The sequence below is a fragment of the Bifidobacterium cuniculi genome (genome assembly GCF_000741575.1).
Classification (GTDB): Bacteria; Actinomycetota; Actinomycetes; order Actinomycetales; family Bifidobacteriaceae; genus Bifidobacterium; species Bifidobacterium cuniculi.
Genome location: NZ_JGYV01000007.1, coordinates 32,740 through 52,015 on the forward strand (window position 1 = coordinate 32,740; position 19,276 = coordinate 52,015).

The 19,276-nt window shown below is 67.1% G+C and carries 16 protein-coding genes; 15 read left to right on the forward strand and 1 reads right to left on the reverse strand.

Features of this window, described 5'->3' with window-relative positions; all coding sequences use genetic code 11:
* Position 1: 1 nt before the first annotated feature.
* The 12 genes from BCUN_RS05135 to BCUN_RS05190 all read left to right on the forward strand — a co-directional run bounded on the left by BCUN_RS05135 (position 2) and on the right by BCUN_RS05190 (position 15,080).
* Positions 2–697, forward strand: coding sequence for a pyroglutamyl-peptidase I (locus tag BCUN_RS05135; RefSeq protein ID WP_033514947.1), 696 nt, complete (start codon positions 2–4; stop codon positions 695–697).
* A 93-nt stretch (positions 698–790) separates the two neighbouring features.
* Positions 791–2,455, forward strand: coding sequence for a coiled-coil domain-containing protein (locus BCUN_RS05140; protein ID WP_051920825.1), 1,665 nt, complete (start codon positions 791–793; stop codon positions 2,453–2,455).
* Positions 2,456–2,672: 217 nt separating this feature from the next.
* Positions 2,673–4,013 carry a C1 family peptidase gene (locus BCUN_RS05145; protein ID WP_033514949.1) on the forward strand — a complete coding sequence of 447 codons (1,341 nt, stop codon included), beginning with the start codon at positions 2,673–2,675 and terminating at the stop codon, positions 4,011–4,013.
* Positions 4,014–4,258: 245 nt separating this feature from the next.
* Positions 4,259–5,389: a 3-deoxy-7-phosphoheptulonate synthase gene (locus BCUN_RS05150; protein ID WP_033514951.1), complete on the forward strand. Its 1,131-nt coding sequence runs from the start codon at positions 4,259–4,261 to the stop codon at positions 5,387–5,389.
* A gap of 83 nt (positions 5,390–5,472) precedes the next feature.
* Positions 5,473–7,464: an acyltransferase family protein gene (locus tag BCUN_RS05155; protein WP_162178414.1), complete on the forward strand. Its 1,992-nt coding sequence runs from the start codon at positions 5,473–5,475 to the stop codon at positions 7,462–7,464.
* A gap of 170 nt (positions 7,465–7,634) precedes the next feature.
* A complete protein-coding gene (locus BCUN_RS05160; RefSeq protein ID WP_033514955.1) occupies positions 7,635–8,888 on the forward strand; it encodes a 3-deoxy-7-phosphoheptulonate synthase in 1,254 nt (417 codons plus the stop codon).
* A gap of 17 nt (positions 8,889–8,905) precedes the next feature.
* On the forward strand, positions 8,906–9,604 hold the full coding sequence (gene mtnN / locus BCUN_RS05165; protein ID WP_033514957.1) for a 5'-methylthioadenosine/S-adenosylhomocysteine nucleosidase: 699 nt from the start codon (positions 8,906–8,908) through the stop codon (positions 9,602–9,604).
* Between the two features lie 41 nt (positions 9,605–9,645).
* Positions 9,646–10,764: a phosphate ABC transporter substrate-binding protein PstS gene (gene pstS, locus BCUN_RS05170; protein ID WP_033514959.1), complete on the forward strand. Its 1,119-nt coding sequence runs from the start codon at positions 9,646–9,648 to the stop codon at positions 10,762–10,764.
* Between the two features lies 1 nt (position 10,765).
* Complete coding sequence (gene pstC, locus BCUN_RS05175; RefSeq protein WP_033514961.1) at positions 10,766–11,716, forward strand: phosphate ABC transporter permease subunit PstC; 951 nt, start codon at positions 10,766–10,768, stop codon at positions 11,714–11,716.
* 83 nt (positions 11,717–11,799) lie between these two features.
* On the forward strand, positions 11,800–12,744 hold the full coding sequence (gene pstA / locus BCUN_RS05180; protein WP_051920843.1) for a phosphate ABC transporter permease PstA: 945 nt from the start codon (positions 11,800–11,802) through the stop codon (positions 12,742–12,744).
* Between the two features lie 15 nt (positions 12,745–12,759).
* A complete protein-coding gene (gene pstB / locus BCUN_RS05185) occupies positions 12,760–13,539 on the forward strand; it encodes a phosphate ABC transporter ATP-binding protein PstB (RefSeq protein WP_033514963.1) in 780 nt (259 codons plus the stop codon).
* 179 nt (positions 13,540–13,718) lie between these two features.
* Positions 13,719–15,080 (forward strand): NCS2 family permease, encoded by a 1,362-nt coding sequence (locus tag BCUN_RS05190; RefSeq protein ID WP_033514965.1) that lies wholly within the window; start codon positions 13,719–13,721, stop codon positions 15,078–15,080.
* A 110-nt stretch (positions 15,081–15,190) separates the two neighbouring features.
* Here the strand turns inward: BCUN_RS05190 and BCUN_RS05195 are convergent, their stop codons facing one another.
* The gene (locus BCUN_RS05195; protein ID WP_033514967.1) at positions 15,191–16,105 is read right to left on the reverse strand and encodes a metal ABC transporter solute-binding protein, Zn/Mn family; all 915 of its coding nucleotides are present in this window, start codon (positions 16,103–16,105) and stop codon (positions 15,191–15,193) included.
* A 434-nt stretch (positions 16,106–16,539) separates the two neighbouring features.
* Here BCUN_RS05195 and rplJ point away from each other — a divergent pair, with 434 nt between their 5' ends.
* From rplJ to BCUN_RS05210, 3 genes are all read left to right on the forward strand, one after another.
* Positions 16,540–17,061, forward strand: coding sequence for a 50S ribosomal protein L10 (gene rplJ, locus BCUN_RS05200; RefSeq protein ID WP_033514969.1), 522 nt, complete (start codon positions 16,540–16,542; stop codon positions 17,059–17,061).
* A gap of 100 nt (positions 17,062–17,161) precedes the next feature.
* Complete coding sequence (rplL, locus tag BCUN_RS05205; protein WP_033514971.1) at positions 17,162–17,542, forward strand: 50S ribosomal protein L7/L12; 381 nt, start codon at positions 17,162–17,164, stop codon at positions 17,540–17,542.
* A gap of 275 nt (positions 17,543–17,817) precedes the next feature.
* Entirely contained in the window at positions 17,818–19,275 is a 1,458-nt protein-coding gene (locus tag BCUN_RS05210; protein WP_033514973.1) for an FHA domain-containing protein, read from the forward strand.
* Position 19,276: the final 1 nt, after the last annotated feature.

Sequence of the window (19,276 nt, forward strand, 5' to 3'; positions counted from 1 at the left end):
CATGCGTTCCCTGACCGTCGTCATCTCCGGCTTCGACCCCTACGAGGGCGTCGAGGCCAACCCTGCGCTCATCGTGCCAGACACGCTCGCCGCCGAGGGCGTGCCGTCCCTCGGCGGGGACGACCCGCTGCACGACGTGCAGCTGGACATCCACGCCGTGCACATGCCCGTCAGCTTCGGCAAGGCGTGGCCGGTCCTCGCCGACACGCTGGCCGGCGTCCACCCGGACATCGTCATCGCGACCGGCCTGAAGAGCAACGCCCGCGGCATCCTCTTGGAACGCTGCGCGGTCAACGCGAAGGACACCACGCGGCCCGACGCTGACAACGTGGTGCCCCGGCGCGCCTTCGTGAGCGACAGCGGCCCGGCCGCATACTGGACGGGCCTGCCGCTGCGCGCGATTCTCAACGCCTTCGCCCACGACGACATCCCCGCCTCCCTGAGCTCGGACGCCGGCGTGTTCGTGTGCAATGCGCTGTTCTACCGGCTGCAGGCGTGGGCGGCCGCGCAGGAACGCGCCATGACCGGCTTCGTCAACCTGCCCGCCGTCAACGACGAACCGCACCCCGCCTTCGGGCTGACCCTCGACCAGCAGGTCGTGGCCCTGCGCGACGTGGTGCGCGAATCGGCACACTATTTCCTGGCTCCCGCCTCCGGTGACATTCTGCTGGCGAGGGAAGAGAAGGCGCGCGCGTAGAATCATAGGCATGGCGGCACCGGTGCCCGCGGGCCGCACGGTCCGTGGGCGCGCGGCGCACGCATGGTGTGACCCTTTCGAAAGGAAAGACTGATGGTTGAGCGGTTCCCGGTGGTGCTCCGAGGCTATGACAAGGAGCGCGTCGATGAGGCGATGATGGCGGCCCAGCAGACGATTGACCGCCTGCGCGAACAGATCAAGGCAGGTGACGACAACATCCTGCAGCTGCAGGCGCAGCTGCAGGAGGAGAAGAACCGCAAGGCGCATACCGACAACTCCTTCGCGTCCCTCGGCGCCAACGCCCAGCAGATGCTGGCCTCCGCCGAGCAGACCAGCACGGAGCTGCTCGAGCGCGCCAAGAAGGACGCGGCGTCCGCGCGCATCGAGGCGCAAAGCCAGTCGCAGACGCTCATCAACAACGCCAAGCTCGACGCGCAGCATCTCGTGGACGACGCGCAGGCCAAGGCCGACACCATGCTCAAGAACGCGCAGAACGAGGCGCAGACCATCGTCACCAGCGCCCAGCAGGAAGCCTCCCAGCTGCGCGCCTCCACCGCGAAGACCGTCACCGAGCAGCGCCAGACCCTCGACCTCGAGCTGACCAACTCGCGCGAGGAGCACAACAAGCGCCTCGCCTCCGAACGCGCCACCCAGGAGCGTGAACTGGCCGAGCACCAGGCGGAGGCGGCCCGCACCATCGCCGAGCAGCGCAAGACCGCCAACGAGGAGATCACGCGCCTCAAGAGCGAGACGAACGACCAGATCGAGCGCGCCTTGTCCGACGCGAACAAGAAGCTCGCGGACGTGCGCGAACAGGTGTCCAAGCTCATGACCGAGGCGCAGCGCAAGGCCAGCGAGATCACCGACAACGCCAAGGCGCACGCCCAGGAGATCACCGACAGCGCCGAGGTCAGCCGCACGCAGACCATGAGCCAGGTCAACGCCGAGGTCGAGCAGATCCGCGCCGACATCGCCGCCCAGCAGGACGAGGCCACCAAGAAAGTCTCCGAGCTGCTGGCCCACCTCGAGGAGCGCCGCCAGCAGGCCAAGGAGGAGGCTGAGGCCACCATCGCCCAGGCCAAGCAGGTACGCGAGGACGCCGACGCCTACGCCGGCGACAAGCGCGCGCAGGCCGACCAGGAGGCCGTGCAGATCGTCAAGAAGGCCAGCGAGGAGGCCGCCGCGCAGGTCGAGGAGCGCCGCAAGGCCGCGCAGACAGAGCTCGACGGCCTGCACAAGCGCATCGGCGAGCTGCAGAAGCGCGAGGCGGACATCACGCAGCGCGTCTCCGAACTGCGCGCCATGTTCGCCAACGCCTTCGCCGGTTTCAGCTTCGGCTCCGGCAACGCGCACTCCACGGACACGATGAGCGTGATGAACGCCTTCGTCGAGGCCGACAACCAGCACGACGAGGCCGCGGACCGCCCCGTGCTCATCGACGAGTCCGAGCCACGCAAGCCGATCGTGCCGCCGGCGCCGTCCATGGCCGCGCTGCCGTCCAACGATGCGGACGCCGAGGCCGACGCAGCCGAGGACACCGTCGTGATCACCGACGTCACCGAGACCGCGGTCGCCGAGCAGGACGACGGGCAGGGCGACGACGGCCAGTCCGCGCAGTCCGACGACGCACACCAGGGCGAGGAGACCACCGAGCCCATCGACCGCGACGGCGAGGCCGCCCAGTCCTTCGACACCGACGACAACCAGCCGATCGTCCAGGAGGACGGCGACATGGACGACACCCGCATCGCCGATTGATGCTTTGCCCGGCGCCCGGTCGGATGGCCGGGCCCGCATTGTCGCCGCCCGTGAGAAATTGTTCATTTTCCCGAACAAAATCTAGGGGCGGGCTGCGCAAGCAGCCCACATCCCCTAGATTTTGTTCGGGAAAATGAACAATTTCTCACGGGCGGCGACAATGCGCGGGCATACCAACCAAACCAAACCAGAGGCAAGAGAACACAAGAGGAGGATCATGACCGACATCACCGCGCTGAGTGCCGATCGCCTCGAGGCCCTGCGCCAGGACTTCGACGCCAATCAGTCCAACCACATGGCGATGAACGCCGTCACCGCGGCGGGCATCGACAAGGTGGCCCACAACTACGACCGCGCCCGCCAACTGCAGCGCCGCTTCTCCACCGTCGTGGACAACGGCGAGGCCACCCACCAGGACCGCTCCGGCCGCTGCTGGCTGTTCAGCTCCCTGAACGTGGCCCGATTCGTGGCCAAGCGCGCCATGAACATCAAGGACTTCGAGTTCTCGCAGAACTATGCCATGTACTACGACAAGCTCGAACGCGTCAACTACTTCATGCAGGACATGGCGGCGCTGGTGCGCGCCGGCGAGCCCGTCGACTCGCGGCTCTTCCAGCATCTGCTGCACGACGTGATGGGCGACGGCGGCCAGTGGACGATGGCGATGAACATCTACCGCAAGTACGGCGCCGTGCCGAAGGACCTCTACCCGGAGACCGAGTCCTCGAAGAACACCGGCGAGATGAACACGCAGCTGCGCCGCCTGCTGCACACCGCCGTCGCGCACATGGAGGCCGAGCCGGAGCGCATCGACCGGATCGTGGCCGACACCGTCGAGGCGGGCCACCGCATGCTCACCATCCACCTGGGCGAGCCGCCGAAGTCCTTCCACTGGGAATGGACGGACGCCGAGGGCGAGTTCCACCGCGTCGGCGAGATCACGCCCGTCGAGTTCTGGAACCGCTACGTGGGCGACGCCGACCTGGAAAGCTACGTGTGCCTCGTCGACGATCCGCGCCGCGAACACGCCAAGGGCACCAAGATCGGCATCGAGCACCTGGGCAACGTGGCCGGCGGCACGCCGACCGAGTACCTCAACGTACCGATCGAGTTCATGAAGGACTGCGTGCGCCGCATCCTTGTCCAGCAGGGCATCCCCGTGTGGTTCGGCGCCGACTGCCACCCGATGATGGACCGCGCCTCCGGCGAGTGGGCCACCGACCTGTTCGAGTACGGCAAGGTGTACGGCGTGGACTTCGACATGGACAAGGAGCAGCGCGTGCGCTTCGCCGATTCCGCCATGAACCACGCCATGGCCTTCGTGGGCGTGGACGTGGAGGACGACGGCCACACCACCGACCGCTGGCGCGTCGAGAACTCCTGGGGCACCAACATCGCCGACAAGGGCTACTTCACCATGGGCGACGACTGGTTCGACCAGTACGTCTTCGAGGTGGCCGTCCCCAAGGCGATGCTCCCCGAGGAGTACCGCGAGGCCCTGGACGAGCCCGCCACCATGCTCCCCGCCTGGGACCCGATGGGCGCCCTGGCCGACTGAGCCCCCTCAAGTAAGTGAGTCGCAGTCGTTAAAGCGGGCACCCGGATGGGGCGGAACACGAATTAAAGCGGGCACCGGGTCGAAGAAACGGAGTTCTTCGACCCGGTGCCCGCTTTAATTCGTGTTCCGCCCCATCCGGGTGCCCGCTTTAACGGGAGGGGAGTGGGAAAAACGAGAGGTTCCTTGCAGGGGGCCATGGGCTGCCTTAGTATGGGAACCCGTTGCCGACAGACGAGGAGGATACCATGACCACGTTCCGCGGTCCCGACAGTTCCCAGGATGCCATGCTCGACGAGCATGCGGTGGTGCCGGAGACCGTCGACGTCAACATCCGTCAGCTCGACCCCATCCCGGCGCCGCGTCACTTCATCAAGGAACTGCCGCTGACCCGGGCCATGAGCGACCTGGTGCTCTCCTCGCGCCAGCAGATCCGCGACATCCTGCACGGCCGCGACGACCGCCTGCTCGCCATCGTCGGCCCCTGCTCCATCCACGACCCCAAGGCGGCGCACGACTACGCCACGCGCCTGGCGGTACTCAGCGAGGAACTCAAGGACCGCCTGCTCATCGTCATGCGTGTCTACTTCGCCAAGCCGCGCACCACCATCGGCTGGAAGGGCCTGATCAACGACCCCGACCTCAACGGCCGCTTCGACATCCGCAAGGGCATGTGGCTGGCGCGCAAGGTGCTCGCCGATGTACTGGACCTCGGCCTGCCCACCGCCACCGAATGGCTCGACCCCATCACCCCGCAGTACCTGTGCGACCTGGTCAGCTGGGGCGCGATCGGCGCGCGCAACACGGAAAGCCAGGTGCACCGCGAACTGGCCAGCGGCATGAGCATGCCGATCGGCTTCAAGAACGCCACCGACGGCTCCGTCAAGCCTGCCGCCGACTCCTGCTACACCGCCAGCTTCGAACATCACTTCCTGTCCATCAACCTCGACGGCCAGGTCATCGCCGCCGAGACCAAGGGCAACCCCGACTGCCACCTGGTGCTGCGCGGCTCCAACCACGGCCCCAACTACGACCCCGTCTCCGTGGCCGAGGCACTGCGCGACCTCAAGACGTCGCACGCCGAAGGCCCGTCCAACCACGGCCTGGTCATCGACGCCGCCCACGGCAACTGCGGCAAGGACGAGGTCGTCGAGGCCGAGGTCGTCGAGGACATCGCCGGCCGCATCGCCGCCGGCGAGGAAGGCATCCTGGGCATCATGATGGAAAGCTTCCTCGTGGCCGGCCACCAGGACCCCGGCCCCCTCGACACGCTCACCTACGGCCAGTCCGTCACCGACGCCTGCGTGCCGTGGGACCGCACCGAACAGGTGCTGCGCGAACTCGCCGACGCCGTCGCGACACGCCGCGGCCTGCGCTAGGTTTTCCCCGACGGCGCGAAGCATGCCGTCGGTCTATGATGGGGACACTGTCCACGACCACATTCCACCCTGGGGAGGCTCCCGTGCCACGAACCGTGGAGAGCGGTGCCCGCATACCGTCCGACGTGCCGTCCCGCCCGCGCACCTTCACCCACATCCGCGCCGTCGACGGCCTGCGCGCGCTCGCCATCATCGGCGTCGTCGCCTACCACACCCGTCCCTCCATGCTGGCGGGCGGCTTCCTGGGCGTCACCCTGTTCTTCGTCGTCTCCGGCTTCTTCCTGACCCGCAGCATGCTGCGCCTGTTCTCCGGCGGCGGCTTCCGCTACGCCACCTTCCTCAAGGGCCGCGCCAAGCGCATCTGGCCGGCGGTGCTCACCACCATCGGATTCGTGGCCGTCCTCGCCTGGGCCGCCTCCCCCATGCTGCTCATGAAGGCGCGCGCCGACACCATGCCCAGCGCGCTCTTCTACAGCAACTGGTGGTTCATCTTCCGCCACCAGTCCTACTTCGAGACCTCCGGCCTGCCCTCGCCGCTGACCCACCTGTGGTACACCAGCCTGATCATGCAGTTCTACCTGCTGTGGCCGCTGCTCTTCGCCCTCGTCTGCCGCGTGGCGCACAGCAGGAAGGCGCGCGCGGCCATCCTCGTGGCCCTCATCGTCGCCTCCACCGTGGAGATGGCGCTGCTGTACCGGCCCGGCCAGGACGTCTCGCGCATCTACTACGGCCTCGACACCCGCGCCGCCGAACTGCTCGTCGGCGCACTGCTGGCCGTGCTCACCGACCACGACCCGCAGTCCAAGGTCGGCCTGCAGGCGCCGCACTGGCGCCGCCGACTGCAGGTCAGGGGCCGCGAGCTCGACGTGGGCACCGACACGGCCGTCAGCGCGCTCGCCGCCGCCATCACCCTCGTCTTCGTCATCGCCATGGTCGCCGCGCGCGGCACCGACGGATGGCTCTACCACGGCGGCCTGCTGCTCTTCGCCTTGCTGACCGCGACGCTGCTGTGGTGCGGCATGCAGCCCGGCGTCTACGCGCGCGTCATGGGCTGCCGCCCCCTGCAGTATCTCGGCTCTCGCTCCTTCTCCATCTACCTGGTGCACTACCCGCTGCTCGAGGTGATGAACCCTGCCACCCGCACCCGGCAAATCCCCTGGTACGAATGGCTCGGCCAGTTCCTGCTCATTCTCGTGGCCGCCGAGATCCTCTTCCAGCTGGTCGAGGCGATGCACGGCACGCGCTGGCTGCCGTGGATCGCCCGCCGCGACGGCCTGGAACGCTCGCATTCCCTGCGCCGCAGCGCATGGGTGATCTCCGGCGTCGGCGCGCTCATCGCCTTCCTGCTGGTGCTGCCGCTGCCCTGGCAGCAGGTCGCCGACAGCCGCGCGCGCACCCTGCGCCCTGAACTGCAGATGACGCGCGAACAGGCGCTGGCCAAGCTCAAGGCTACGCCGAAGCCGAAGCCGACCGCCAGCCCCACGCCCAGCCCGAGCGCCTCCGCACCCACCAAGCCGACGTCTCCCAAGCCGCTGGTCAAGGCGCTCGTCGTGCCCGACAACCTCGACCCGGGCCGCTGGCAGTGCGACGCCGCCAAGGAGACGTGCAACGTGAAGCTGCTCATGGTCGGCGACTCGGTGACCGCCGGCGTCACCGACGTCATGCGTGAGCACTTCCCGAACGCGCACGTCGACGGCGCGGTCAGCCGCCAGTTCGGCGACGGCCTGCCGATCATGCAGCAGGCGATCGCCGCGGGGGAGGACCCGCAGGTCATCGTCTACGCGCTGGGCACGAACGGCGCCGCCACCGCCGACCAGGTCGCGCAGGTCATCGACGCCGCGCAGGGCCGCCCCCTGTACTTCCTGACCACGCGCGCGCCCGTCGACTGGGTGGAGGGCAACAACCAGCTGTTCCTCCAGGAGGCGAAAAGCCACGCCAACGTGGGGGTGATCGACTGGGCGGGCCTGTCCAGGGCGCACCCCGACTACCTGTATGACGACGGCATCCACCCCAACGCCCTCGGCCAGGAGGCCTTCGTGCAGATGATGTTCGAAGCCCTGTGCCCGCAATCATGACAGCCACCGCGCAGGATGGTAAGGTAAACGGCAGGTTACGTCCGCGCCGACGGCCCGCGTCGCCAGGCGTCCCCTCGCATGGCGACACGTGCCGCCCGCCGCGGGGGGAGGCGCCCGCACGGCCTGTTGGTATGGTGGGGCGTGGAGACAGCAAGGAGCCGACGATTCGCATGAACGAGACCAACCAATCCGTCAGGGGCATCAGCCCCGAGGTTCGCCAGGCCATCGAGCAAGGCGTCCCGCGCACCTACACCCGTGCGCAGATGCACGAGGTGCACCGCGTGATCGACGAGGGCGGCAACCCCTTCACGGAACTGGGCGAGCGGCTGCCGCGCTGGGAGGACCAGGTGGGCGTCGAACGCATCATCAACCGGCGCATCATGGAACTCGACCCACTGCCCACGCCCGCCGAGGTCCTGCAGAGCCTGCCGCTGGACGCGCACGGCCAGGAGGTCGTCGCCTCCTCGCGCGACGAGGTGCGCGGCTGCCTGTACGGGCAGGACGACCGCCTGCTGGTGATCGTCGGCCCCTGCTCCGTGCACGACCCAGCCGCCGCGCTCGACTACGCGCGCCGCCTCGTGCGCGTCATGAAGCAGGTCGAGGACGAGCTGCTCATCGTCATGCGCGTCTACTTCGAGAAGCCGCGCTCCACCGTCGGCTGGAAGGGCCTGATCAACGACCCCGACATCGACGGCTCCCACCACCTGCAGAAAGGCCTGCTGCTCGCACGCCGCACCCTGCTCGACGTGCTCGGCGCCGGCGTGGCCGCCGCCACCGAGTTCCTCGAGCCGACCAGCCCGCAGTACATCGCCGACGCCGTCAGCTGGGGCGCCATCGGCGCGCGCAACACGGAAAGCCAGGTGCACCGCCAGCTGGCCAGCGGCATGAGCATGCCCATCGGCTTCAAGAACGCCACCGACGGCTCCGTGCAGGGCGCCGTCAACAGCTGCGTGGCCGCCTCGCAACGCCACACCTTCTTCGGCGTCGACCACCAGGGTCGCGCCAGCGCCGTGGAGACCCTCGGCAACCCCGACTGCCACGTGGTGCTGCGCGGCTCGTCGTCCGGACCGAACTACGATGCCGCCTCCGTGGCTGACGCCGTGCGCACGGTCCGCGGCCAGCTGGGGGAGGACACCGCCGCCGGCCACGGCGTCGTCATCGACTGCTCGCACGGCAACTCCGGCAAGGACGAGGTGCAGCAGGCCGCCGTCGTGCGCGACGTCGCCGCGCGCGTCGCCGCCGGCGAACCCGGCATCACCGGCATCATGATGGAAAGCTTCATCGAGGCGGGCAACCAGCCGGCCGCACCCCTGGCGCAGCTGACCTACGGGCAGTCGATCACCGACCGCTGCATCGGCTGGCCCGAGACCGAGCGGCTGCTATTCGAACTGGCCGAAGCCGTCCGCACCCGCCGCTGGAACTGACCCGAAAGGAACGCCCCATGAGCACACGCAGCATCGTCATCATCACCGCGCTCGAGGAGGAGGCCGCGCACATCGCCGAGGCCTGCGACGACGTCGAACACGTCCGCCGCGCCTCCCTCGACGTGATCCGCGGCACGCTGGCCACCGACGCCGGCGACACCCTGCACGTCGCCGTCGCCGTCGGCGGCATGGGCACGGTCAACGCCGCCGCCACCACGCAGTTCCTGATCGACCTGGCCGCGCCCGACGCCGTCCTCTTCTCCGGCATCGCCGGCAACCTCAACCCCGCGTTGCACGTCAACGACGTCGTCCTCGGCGGCACCCTGCGCTACCTGGACACCGACATGCGCCTGGTGGGCCAGTGGAAGCCCGGCACCGAGGAGTTCCACTCCGACCCCGCGCTGGTCGCGCTCGCCGAGGCCGCGCTCGACGACATGGGCATCACCCACGTCACCGGCACCATCGCCACCGGCAACTACTTCGTGGACACGCCCGAACTGTCCGCGAAGATCGTGCGCGAGACCGGCGCCGACGCCGTGGAGATGGAAGGCGCCGCCGTCGCGCACGTCGCCGCCCGCAACGACCTGCCCGCGCTCGTCATCCGCGCGATGAGCGACAACACGGACACCGACTACGAGGAGTTCCGCGAGTTCGACATCTCCGAATACGCCGACACCGCCGCCAAGCTGGTCGTGACCATGCTGCGGCGCATGTGAGGCACTGACCGCACGACAGGAAAGACACGAAAGGCCGTCCCATGCACCCCAAGGTCCCCCGGCGCCTGCTCGCCGCGCTCTGCGCCACCGCCATGGCGGCGGCACTGGCCGCGTGCGGCGACAACGTCGACCCCAACGAGACACCCACCCGCGACGCCTCCTCCATCGCCGGCAGCTTCGCCGGCGCCGGTGCCTCCTCCCAGCAGAGCGCCGTGGAGGCGTGGATCGCGGGATTCCAGAAGAAGAACCCCGACGCGAAGATCTCCTACAACCCCTCCGGCTCCGGCGCGGGCGTCACCACCTTCCTCACCGGCGCTACCGTCTGGGCGGGCTCCGACCGGCCGCTCTCCGACGACCAGGTGAAGGAATCCACGCAGGTCTGCGCCGGCAAGGAAGCCTTCGACGTGCCCGTCTACATCTCCCCGCTGGCCGTGGTCTACCACGTGGAGGGCCTCGAGGGCGACACGCATATCCGCATGGACGTCTCCGTGCTCGCCCGCATCTTCGACGGGAAGATCACCAACTGGAACGACCGGGCGATCGCCGCGCTCAACCCGGACCTCAAGCTGCCCGACCTGCCCATCACCGTCGTACACCGCTCCGACAAGTCCGGCACCACCCTCAACTTCGTCGAATACCTCAAGGCCGCCGCCCCCAAGGAGTGGAAGTACGCCACCGAGGAGAACTGGCCCAACGACGTCGGCCAGGGCGCCAAGGGCACCTCCGGCGTGATCAGCACCATCGACCAGGCCAACGGCACCATCGGCTACGCCGACTTCTCGCAGGTCGGCGACCTGGGCACCGTCGACATCAAGGTCGGCGACTCCTACACGCGCATCTCCGCCGAAGCCGCCTCCCTGGCGGTCGCCGACTCCACCCTCGAGGAGGAGTCCGCCGGCAGCAACCGCGTAGTGCTCGACATCAACCACACGACCACCACGGAAGGCGCCTACCCGATCGTGCTGGTCTCCTACGACATCGCCTGTCCCGTCTACGCCGACGCGGACACGGCACGCTTCGCCAAGGCCTTCCTCGGCTACGTCGTCTCCGACGACGGCCAGGAGCAGGCCATGCGCGCCACCGGCTCGGCACCCCTGCCCGACAACATCGCCTCCCTCGTGCAGGCGTCCGTCTCCAAGATCGCCCCGGAGGGAGAGTGACATGAGCAGTACGCTCCATGAACCCGTCAGCGGCAAGAAGGCCGACGGCGTCTTCCGCGGCGTCGCCTACGCCTGCGGCATCCTCATCCTCGTCGTCCTGGCGGCCGTCGCCGTCTTCCTGCTCGTGCAGGCCTGGCCGCTCATCGGCGGCAACCAGGCGGACGTCTCCGAGACCATCGCCAGCTTCACCGGCGGACGCTCCACCAACTTCTGGAGCTACGTCGGCCCGCTGTTCTTCGGCACCGTGCTCGTCGCCGCGCTCGCCCTGGTCATCGCCTTCTTCGTGTCCATCGGCATCGCGCTGTTCATCTCGCACTACGCACCGAAGAAACTGGCCACCGTGCTCTCCGGCGTGGTGGACCTGCTCGCCGCCATCCCCTCCGTAATCTACGGCCTGTGGGGCGGCCTGGTGCTTGTGCCCTCCATCTACCCCTTCTGGAACTGGGTGGCCGAGACTCTCGGCTGGATCCCGCTGTTCTCCGGCCCCGCCGCCAACCCGCCGCGCACCGTGGCCACGGTGGCGCTGGTGCTGGCGATCATGATCCTGCCGATCATCACCTCCATGGCACGCGACATCTTCCAGCAGACCCCCAAGCTGCTTGAGGAGGCGGCGCTGGGCCTGGGCGCCACCAAGTGGGAGATGATCAAGCTCGCCGTGCTGCCCTTCGGCCGCTCCGGCGTCATCTCCGCCTCCATGCTCGGCCTGGGCCGCGCCCTCGGCGAAACCATGGCGGTGCTCATGATCCTCGCGCCGGGCATGCGCTACTCCATCCACCTGCTGCAGGCCTCGCAGAACCAGACCATCGCGGCGAACATCGCCGCACAGTACCCAGAAGCCAACGCGCTGGGCGTCTCCGTGCTCATCGGCACAGGCCTCGTCCTCTTCGTCATCACCTTCCTGGTGAACCTGGCGGCGCGCCGGATCACGTCGAAAGCGAGCGTGAAGAAGTGAACAGCCCAAGCCAGCAGAACACGGGCACCCCCGTCGGCCGGGGGAGTGCGGCACCCGCCCGGGCCGCCGACGAGGCCCCCGTCATCGACTTCGACAAGTTCAAGCCCACCCGCTCCCACGTGGCGGCCCGCAAGCGCAAGGACCTGTTCATGCGCGTGCTCATCGTCCTGGCCTTCGCAATCGCCTGCATCCCGCTGGTCTCCGTGCTGTGGACGACCCTGGCGCGCGGCTTCAGGCGCCTCAACTGGGACTTCCTGAGCCACAACATGACCAACGTCATCGGCGGCAATCCCACGCCCTCCGGCGGCTACGGCGGCATCCTGCACGCCGTCATCGGCACCCTGGAGATCACCCTGGGCGCCATGGTCATCTCCATCCCCGTGGGCGTGCTGTGCGCGGTGTACCTCATCGAGTACGCGGGCAAGTCGCGCCTGGCGGACGCCATCCACCTACTCGTGGACGTCATGAGCGGCATCCCGTCCATCGTCGCCGGCCTCTTCGCCTTCTCCATGTTCGCGCTCCTGGCGGGCCCGGGCACCCTCAACGGCTTCGAGGGATCCGTGGCGCTGAGCCTGCTCATGCTGCCCACCGTCGTCAAGACGACCGAGGAGATGCTCAAGATCGTGCCCAACGACCTGCGCGAGGCCTCCCTCGCGCTGGGCGTCACCAAGCAGCGCACCATCACCAAGGTCGTGCTGCGCACCGCCCTGCCGGGCATCGTCTCCGGCGCCATCCTCGCCATCGCCCGCGTCATCGGCGAGACCGCGCCGCTGCTCATGACCGCCGGCTACATCGTGTCCACCAACGCCAATCTGTTCTCCGGGCAGATGACCACGCTGCCCGTGTACGTGTACCAGGAGTACTCGAAGTACCGTGCGAACTGTCCGGCGGACGCCTCGGACGGATGCGTGACATCCATCCCGATGGAGCGAGCCTGGTCCGCGGCGCTCGTGCTCATCATCATCGTGCTCATCCTCAACGTCATCGGCCGGGTCGTCGCGCGCGTCCTGGCGCCGAAGAAGAAGTGAAACCAGGAGAAGTCCATGGGACAGCGAATCGACATCAAGCATCTGAACATCTACTACGGCAGCTTCCTGGCGGTCGAGGACGTCAACCTCGAGATCCAGGCGAACAAGGTCACCGCCTTCATCGGCCCGTCCGGCTGCGGCAAGTCGACGGTGCTGCGCACGCTCGACCGCATGCATGAGCTCACCCCCGGCGCGCACTGCACTGGCGAGGTGCTGCTCGAAGGCCAGAACCTGTACGGCAAGGACGTCGACCCGGTGGCGGTGCGCCGCGACGTGGGCATGGTCTTCCAGCGGCCCAACCCCTTCCCGACCATGTCGATCCGCCAGAACGTGCTGGCCGGCGTGACGCTCAACAACCGCCGGATCGCCAAGTCGGACGCCGACGACCTGGTGGAGTGGGCACTGCGCGGCGCGAACCTGTGGAACGAGGTGAAGGACCGCCTCGACGTGCCCGGCATCGGCCTGTCCGGCGGCCAGCAGCAGCGCCTGTGCATCGCGCGCGCCGTGGCCGTGCACCCGCAGGTGCTGCTCATGGACGAACCCTGCTCCGCGCTCGACCCGATCTCCACCCTGGCCGTGGAGGACCTCATCAACGAGCTCAAGCAGGACTACACGATCGTGATCGTGACCCACAACATGCAGCAGGCCGCCCGCATCGCCGACTACACCGCCTTCTTCAACCTGCAGGCCGTGGGCAAGCCCGGCCACCTGGAGTACTTCGCCGACACCACCACCATGTTCAACAACCCGCAGAACGTGGAAGCCGAGCGGTACGTGTCGGGGCATTTCGGGTAGGTCTGGGTTGTTCCGTCCTGGGCTTGGGATTGGTTCGCGCCACCTGGGAAAATCACAAAAACGCACAACACACCGTGCAACATTCCCCATACAAACCTGTGCTACATTCCCTCTGGTTCCCGTGTTCCTGCGGGGACTTCAGCAGAAGAGTTACCACGAGAAGAAAAACAGGTTTTCCTATGGAGAAGTTCTTCCATTTGAAGGAGAATGGCACTTCAGTCTCGACCGAGTTCATGGCGGGTCTGACGACATTCTTCGCAATGTCCTACATCATCATCGTCAACCCCTCGATTCTTTCGGGTGACGGCGTCGGCATGCCATGGGGCGGCGTATTCCTCGCCACCATCATCGCGTCCATCGTCGGTACGCTCATCATGGGCCTGTTCGCCAACGTGCCCTACGCGCTTGCACCGGGCATGGGTCTCAACGCCTTCTTCGCCTACACTGTCTGCATCGGCCTCAAGTTCACGTGGCAGGAAGCACTGGCCATGGTGTTCCTGTGCGGCCTGGTCAACATCCTCATCACCGTTACCAAGGTGCGTCAGATGATCATCCGCGCCATCCCCGAGGCGCTCCAGCATGCCATCGGCGGCGGCATCGGCCTGTTCGTCGCCTATGTCGGCATGCTCAACGTCGGCTTCGTCTCCTTCGACAGCGGCGTGCCCAGCATGGCGACACTGAACAGCCCCACGTTGTGGCTCTTCCTCATCGGCCTGCTGCTGGTCATCGTCTTCACGGTGCTCAAGGTCAAGGGCGGTATGCTGCTGGCCATCGTCATCACCACGGTCATCGGCATCCCCATGGGCCTGACCACCATGAACAACTCCATCTCCATCGGCGAGGCCTTCGGCCAGCTGCCGCAGACCTTCGGCGCCCTGTTCAGTTCCGAGGGCTTCGGCTCGCTGTTCTCCAACCCGGCCAAGCTGCCACTGGTCCTGGTGACCATCTTCGCTTTCTCCATGTCCGACGTCTTCGACACGCTGGGCACCTTCATTGGCACCGGCCGGCGCACCGGCATCTTCTCCAAGGCGGACGAGGAGTCCGCGGAGAGCGGCTCCGGCTTCAAGACGAAGATGGACAAGGCCCTGTTCGCCGACTCCATCGCCACCTCCATCGGCGCCATCTTCGGCACCTCGAACACCACCACCTACGTGGAGTCCTCCGCGGGCATCGCCGCCGGCGGCCGCACCGGCCTGACCTCCGTGATTGTCTCCTGCTGCTTCGCGCTGTCGATCTTCTTCGCCCCGGTCGTCTCCGCGGTGCCGTCCGCCGCCACCGCCGGCGTGCTCGTGGTGGTCGGCTGCATGATGGCCGCCTCCCTCAAGGAAGTCCAGTGGGACGAGATCTCCGAGGCCATCCCCGCCTTCTTCGCCTCCGTCTTCATGGCGCTGGCCTACTCCATCTCCTACGGCATCGCCGCGGGCTTCATCACCTACTGCATCGTCAAGGTCTGCAAGAAGAAGGCCGGCGAGATCCACCCGATCGTGTGGATCGTCTCCGCGCTGTTCATCATCGATTTCGTGTGCATGGCGATTCTGTAGCAATCGCATGAGAAATCGTTCGTTTTTCTGAACAGAATCTAGGAGCCTCCCCCGCGTCCGGACGCGGGGGAGGCTCCTAGATTCTGTTCAGAAAAACGAACGATTTCTTACTACTCGGTCGCCTTCACCTGGTCGGCGATGGCCTTCAGCCACTCGTGCAGGCTCTTGTACTGCTCAGGCATCTGCTCGGTCACGTCCACGACGGGCACGTTGCCGGAGTCGGCGGCCGCGATGAGCTGGTCGGTCATCGAGCTGGGCTCCTGGGTGTTCACGATGAGCATCTGCAGGTCGCCCTTCTTGAGCAAGTCGGTGAACTGCTTGATGTCGCTTGCGGTCGGCTCGCTCTCGTTGGCGGCGGCCTGCTTGTAGCCGGTGGGCGTCACGTCCTCGAAGTCCATGTCCTCAGCCAGGTACTCGGCCACGGACTCGGTGGCGGCGTACTTCGCCTTGTCGCCGCCGTCGGCCTTGGCGATCTCGGAGAGCTCCTCATCGAGGGCCTTCTCCTCGGCGTTCCACTGCTCGTTGAGCTTCTCGAACTCGGCCTTGTGGCCGGGCTGCAGCTTCTCGTAGGCGGCGGTGATAGCGTCCGCGGTCTTCGTGCGCACCTCGGCGGAGAACCACACGTGCGGGTTGTCGCCGTCCTGCTTGCCGCCCTCGCTGGCGGCGTCGATGACGATCGCCTTGGACTGCTCGGCCGCCTTGGACGCCCACTCGTCGTAGCCGGCGCCGTTGACGATGGCGACCTCGGCGTGCTGGATCTTCGAGATGTCGTTGCTGGTCGGCTCGTAGTCGTGCGCCTCGGTGCTGGTGTTGTTGAGGATGGAGGTGACGTCCACGTACTCGCCGCCGAGCTGCTTGGCGAGGGAGCCCCACTGGTTGGAGGAGGCGATGACGGTGATCACCTTGTCCGAGGAGGAGCCGGTGGATGCGTCGGACGAGGCGGTGCCCGAGCCGCAGGCGCTGACGGCGGCCAGGAGGCCGACCGCGGTGAGGGCCGTGGCAAGCGTGGTGAGTAGTTTCTTCATGGTGTTCCTTGTGTTCCTTCTATGCAGTTGCATGCCGTGCATGGCGGACTGCGACGGGACGAGAGTTAATAAGAATGGTTCTCAATAAGATGATGCTACCACATGTTGAGAATGATTCGCAATAGCGTGTGTCGCCATCCGCGTTGGCTCGATTGTAGGGCCGCGGGAGTGCGGCCGCTGCGGGGATTCGCCATATGGCCAAAGAACCGACACGCCGGGTCGGGCATGTCCGCGCGGCTGCGTACTATCTTCCTCTTGTAAACCACAGACCGTTGGTTGAGGGTCGCAAGGCCTTCCGAAGCTTGGTTCGCCAGGCCAGCGCAGGTTGCAGTTGAAGGGACACGCATGTGTCCGGTGACGCTCTGCCTGTGCGCAGGGCTTTTTTATTATGGCGTCCGCGCTCCAAGCCAATGGCCGACTTAGGAAGGAACGCCATGAAGAGGCCCGAAAAGGAAGCGGTGGTCGCCCGGCTTACGGAGGATTTCCGTAACGCTGACGCTGTCTACCTGACCGAGTACCGCGGGCTTACCGTTCCGCAGATCTCCGATCTGCGCGAAAAGCTAGGCCGCGATACTTCCTACACTGTGGCTAAGAACACGCTGTTCCGCATTGCCGCGAAGGAAGCCGGCATCGAGGGTCTCGACGACGCGCTCGCCGGCCCGACCGCCGTTGTCTTCGTGAGTGGTGACTTCATCGAAGCCGCCAAGGTGCTGCGTGACTTCGCCAAGACCAACAAGAACCTCATCGTCAAGGGTGGCTATGCCGACGGCACCGTCTACGACGAAGAGGGCACCAAGCAGCTCGCAGACCTCAAGTCCCGTCCGGAACTGCTTGCCGAGATGGCCGGCGCGCTCAAGGGCACCATGTCCAAGGCCGCCCGCCTGTTCAACGCGCTGCCGACGAAGGCCGTCCGCACGGTCGACGCCCTGCGCGAGAAGCAGGAGAAGGCCGCCTGATTGCCCTGCGGTTCGCCGCATAGCAATGAATAGCCGGAAAAACCCAAGAAATTGTTGGCGTGCGGGAAGCCTTGCGCGCCATGAATGAAAGGAAGCCATAATGGCTAAGTTCACCCAGGATGAGCTGCTCGAAGCTTTCGGTGAGATGACCCTCGTCGAGCTCTCCGAGTTCGTCAAGGCCTTCGAGGAGAAGTTCGACGTCGAGGCCTCCGCCCCGGTCGCCATGGCCGCCGTCGCCGCCCCGGGCGCTGCCCCGGCCGAGGAGGAGAAGGACGAGTTCGACGTCATCCTCTCCGCCGTTGGCGACAAGAAGATCCAGGTCATCAAGGCCGTGCGCGGCATCACCTCCCTGGGCCTCGCCGAGGCCAAGGCCCTCGTGGACGGCGCTCCGAAGCCGGTTCTCGAGCACGCCAAGAAGGAAGACGCCGAGAAGGCCAAGGCTGCCCTCGAGGAAGCCGGCGCCACCGTCGAGCTCAAGTAATGACGGCGGCCTGAAGCCGCACATCATGCTTGCGTCATGAACGCCAGACATCCCTGCCGCGGAGGATTCCGCGGCAGGGATGTCGTCGTATGGGGCGCCGTGCGGTCCGGACGGTCACGCCATGTGCGATAAAACGCGGCCCAAGCGTGTAGAATCGGTGGTTTGGGCGCCGTCCACGCGTACAATGGCATCGTGTGCGCGTTGCACGAGCACGGCATGATGCGGGCACGGCATTGGGCATCGCAGGAGCATTCGGTGAAAGGGAGGTCCCGACGGTGAGCGGAGATCAGCAGACGGCTACGAAGTGGATGATCCGCGTCGATGGATCCGATCTGACCAGCGTGGAGGCCGGACAGACCGTGCAGATCGGCCGCAAGCCGCTGCGACCGGTGCCCGACGAGGGCATCCGGCGCATCGAGATCCTCGACGACACCCGGTCCATGTCGAAGCGGCACGCGCAGTTCTCGGTGAAGACCACCGGCGACGCCATCCTGCGCGATCTGGGCTCCACCAACGGCACTTACCTGGTGCGCCCCGGCAACGAGCTGGTGCGCCTGGACTCCGGCTCCGACTTCGCCATGACCGACGACACCGTGCGCCTGCAGTTCGGCGACGTGCCCGTCGACTTCATCCGGTTCATCGACGAGAACCCGCAGCATGACGAGCAGCCTGTGGCCAATCTCTTCGACTACGCCGTCGACAGCGCCCCCGCCGACCACGACGCCAACGGCGACATGTCCGTGGACGACATCCTCAACCTGCGCGCCGGCGAGCCGACCGACATCTTCGACGCAGGCCACGTGCGTGCCCGCGCCAGCGAGCTGCGCGAGGCCGAGCAGCAGACCTTCGTGCCCTTCGTGCAGCCGATCAACCCCGCGAACCTGGACGACGACGCCCCGCGCGACGAGGCCGCGCCGCGCGACCTGTTCGCCGACGCGCACGACGTGGCCACCGGCAAGATCGCCGAACCGGCCGTCAAGAAGGAGGAGTTCGTCCCCAAGCAGTACAGCGGCCCGCGCCACGCCGACCACCGTACCGGCGACCGCCTCATCCGCGTCGAGGAGCTCGCCCGCTTCCACGACCCCGCGAGCACGGCCATGCCGGCAGCGCAGCCGACGCCGGCCGTCCAGCCGGTGCAGCAGCCCCAGCAGCCCGCGGCCTCCGACGCCTCGTCGGCGCCGGCAGCCGGCATGGCGAACGTCGTCTCGCCGACCGTCTCCGCCACCGATTCCGACGTTGCCGTCACCCCGCAGGACCTGCCCGACGCCGTGCCCATGTCTGCGCTGAGCCGGCAGCACGCCGCCCTGCAGCTCGACGTGCTGGAGACCTCCCTGGCCACCACCCCCGGCGCGCAGGAACCGGTCGTGTCCGCGGACCACGCACGCTTCCAGCGCCCCGCACAGGAGCCGGCGCCGCTCGAAGAGACGCAGGCCTTCACGCCCGCCTTCGAACCCGGCTCCGTCTTCGAACGCGTGGCCAAGGGCGACTTCGAGCCCAAGGAACCCCTCGTCGAGGCCGGCGGCTTCACCTCCGAGGACGCCCGCCGCTCCGACGACTTCGCACAGCAATTCGAAATGGCGACCCACAACGAGCTCCTGCCGTTCCTCGCCATGAACCCCGCACTCTACGACGACCTCTACGCATGGCTCGCCGCCCAGGGCGACGACGACATCGACGCGGCCTTGGACCGCAACCCCGGCTATGAGGATTACCGGAAGGCAACAGGGAAGTGAG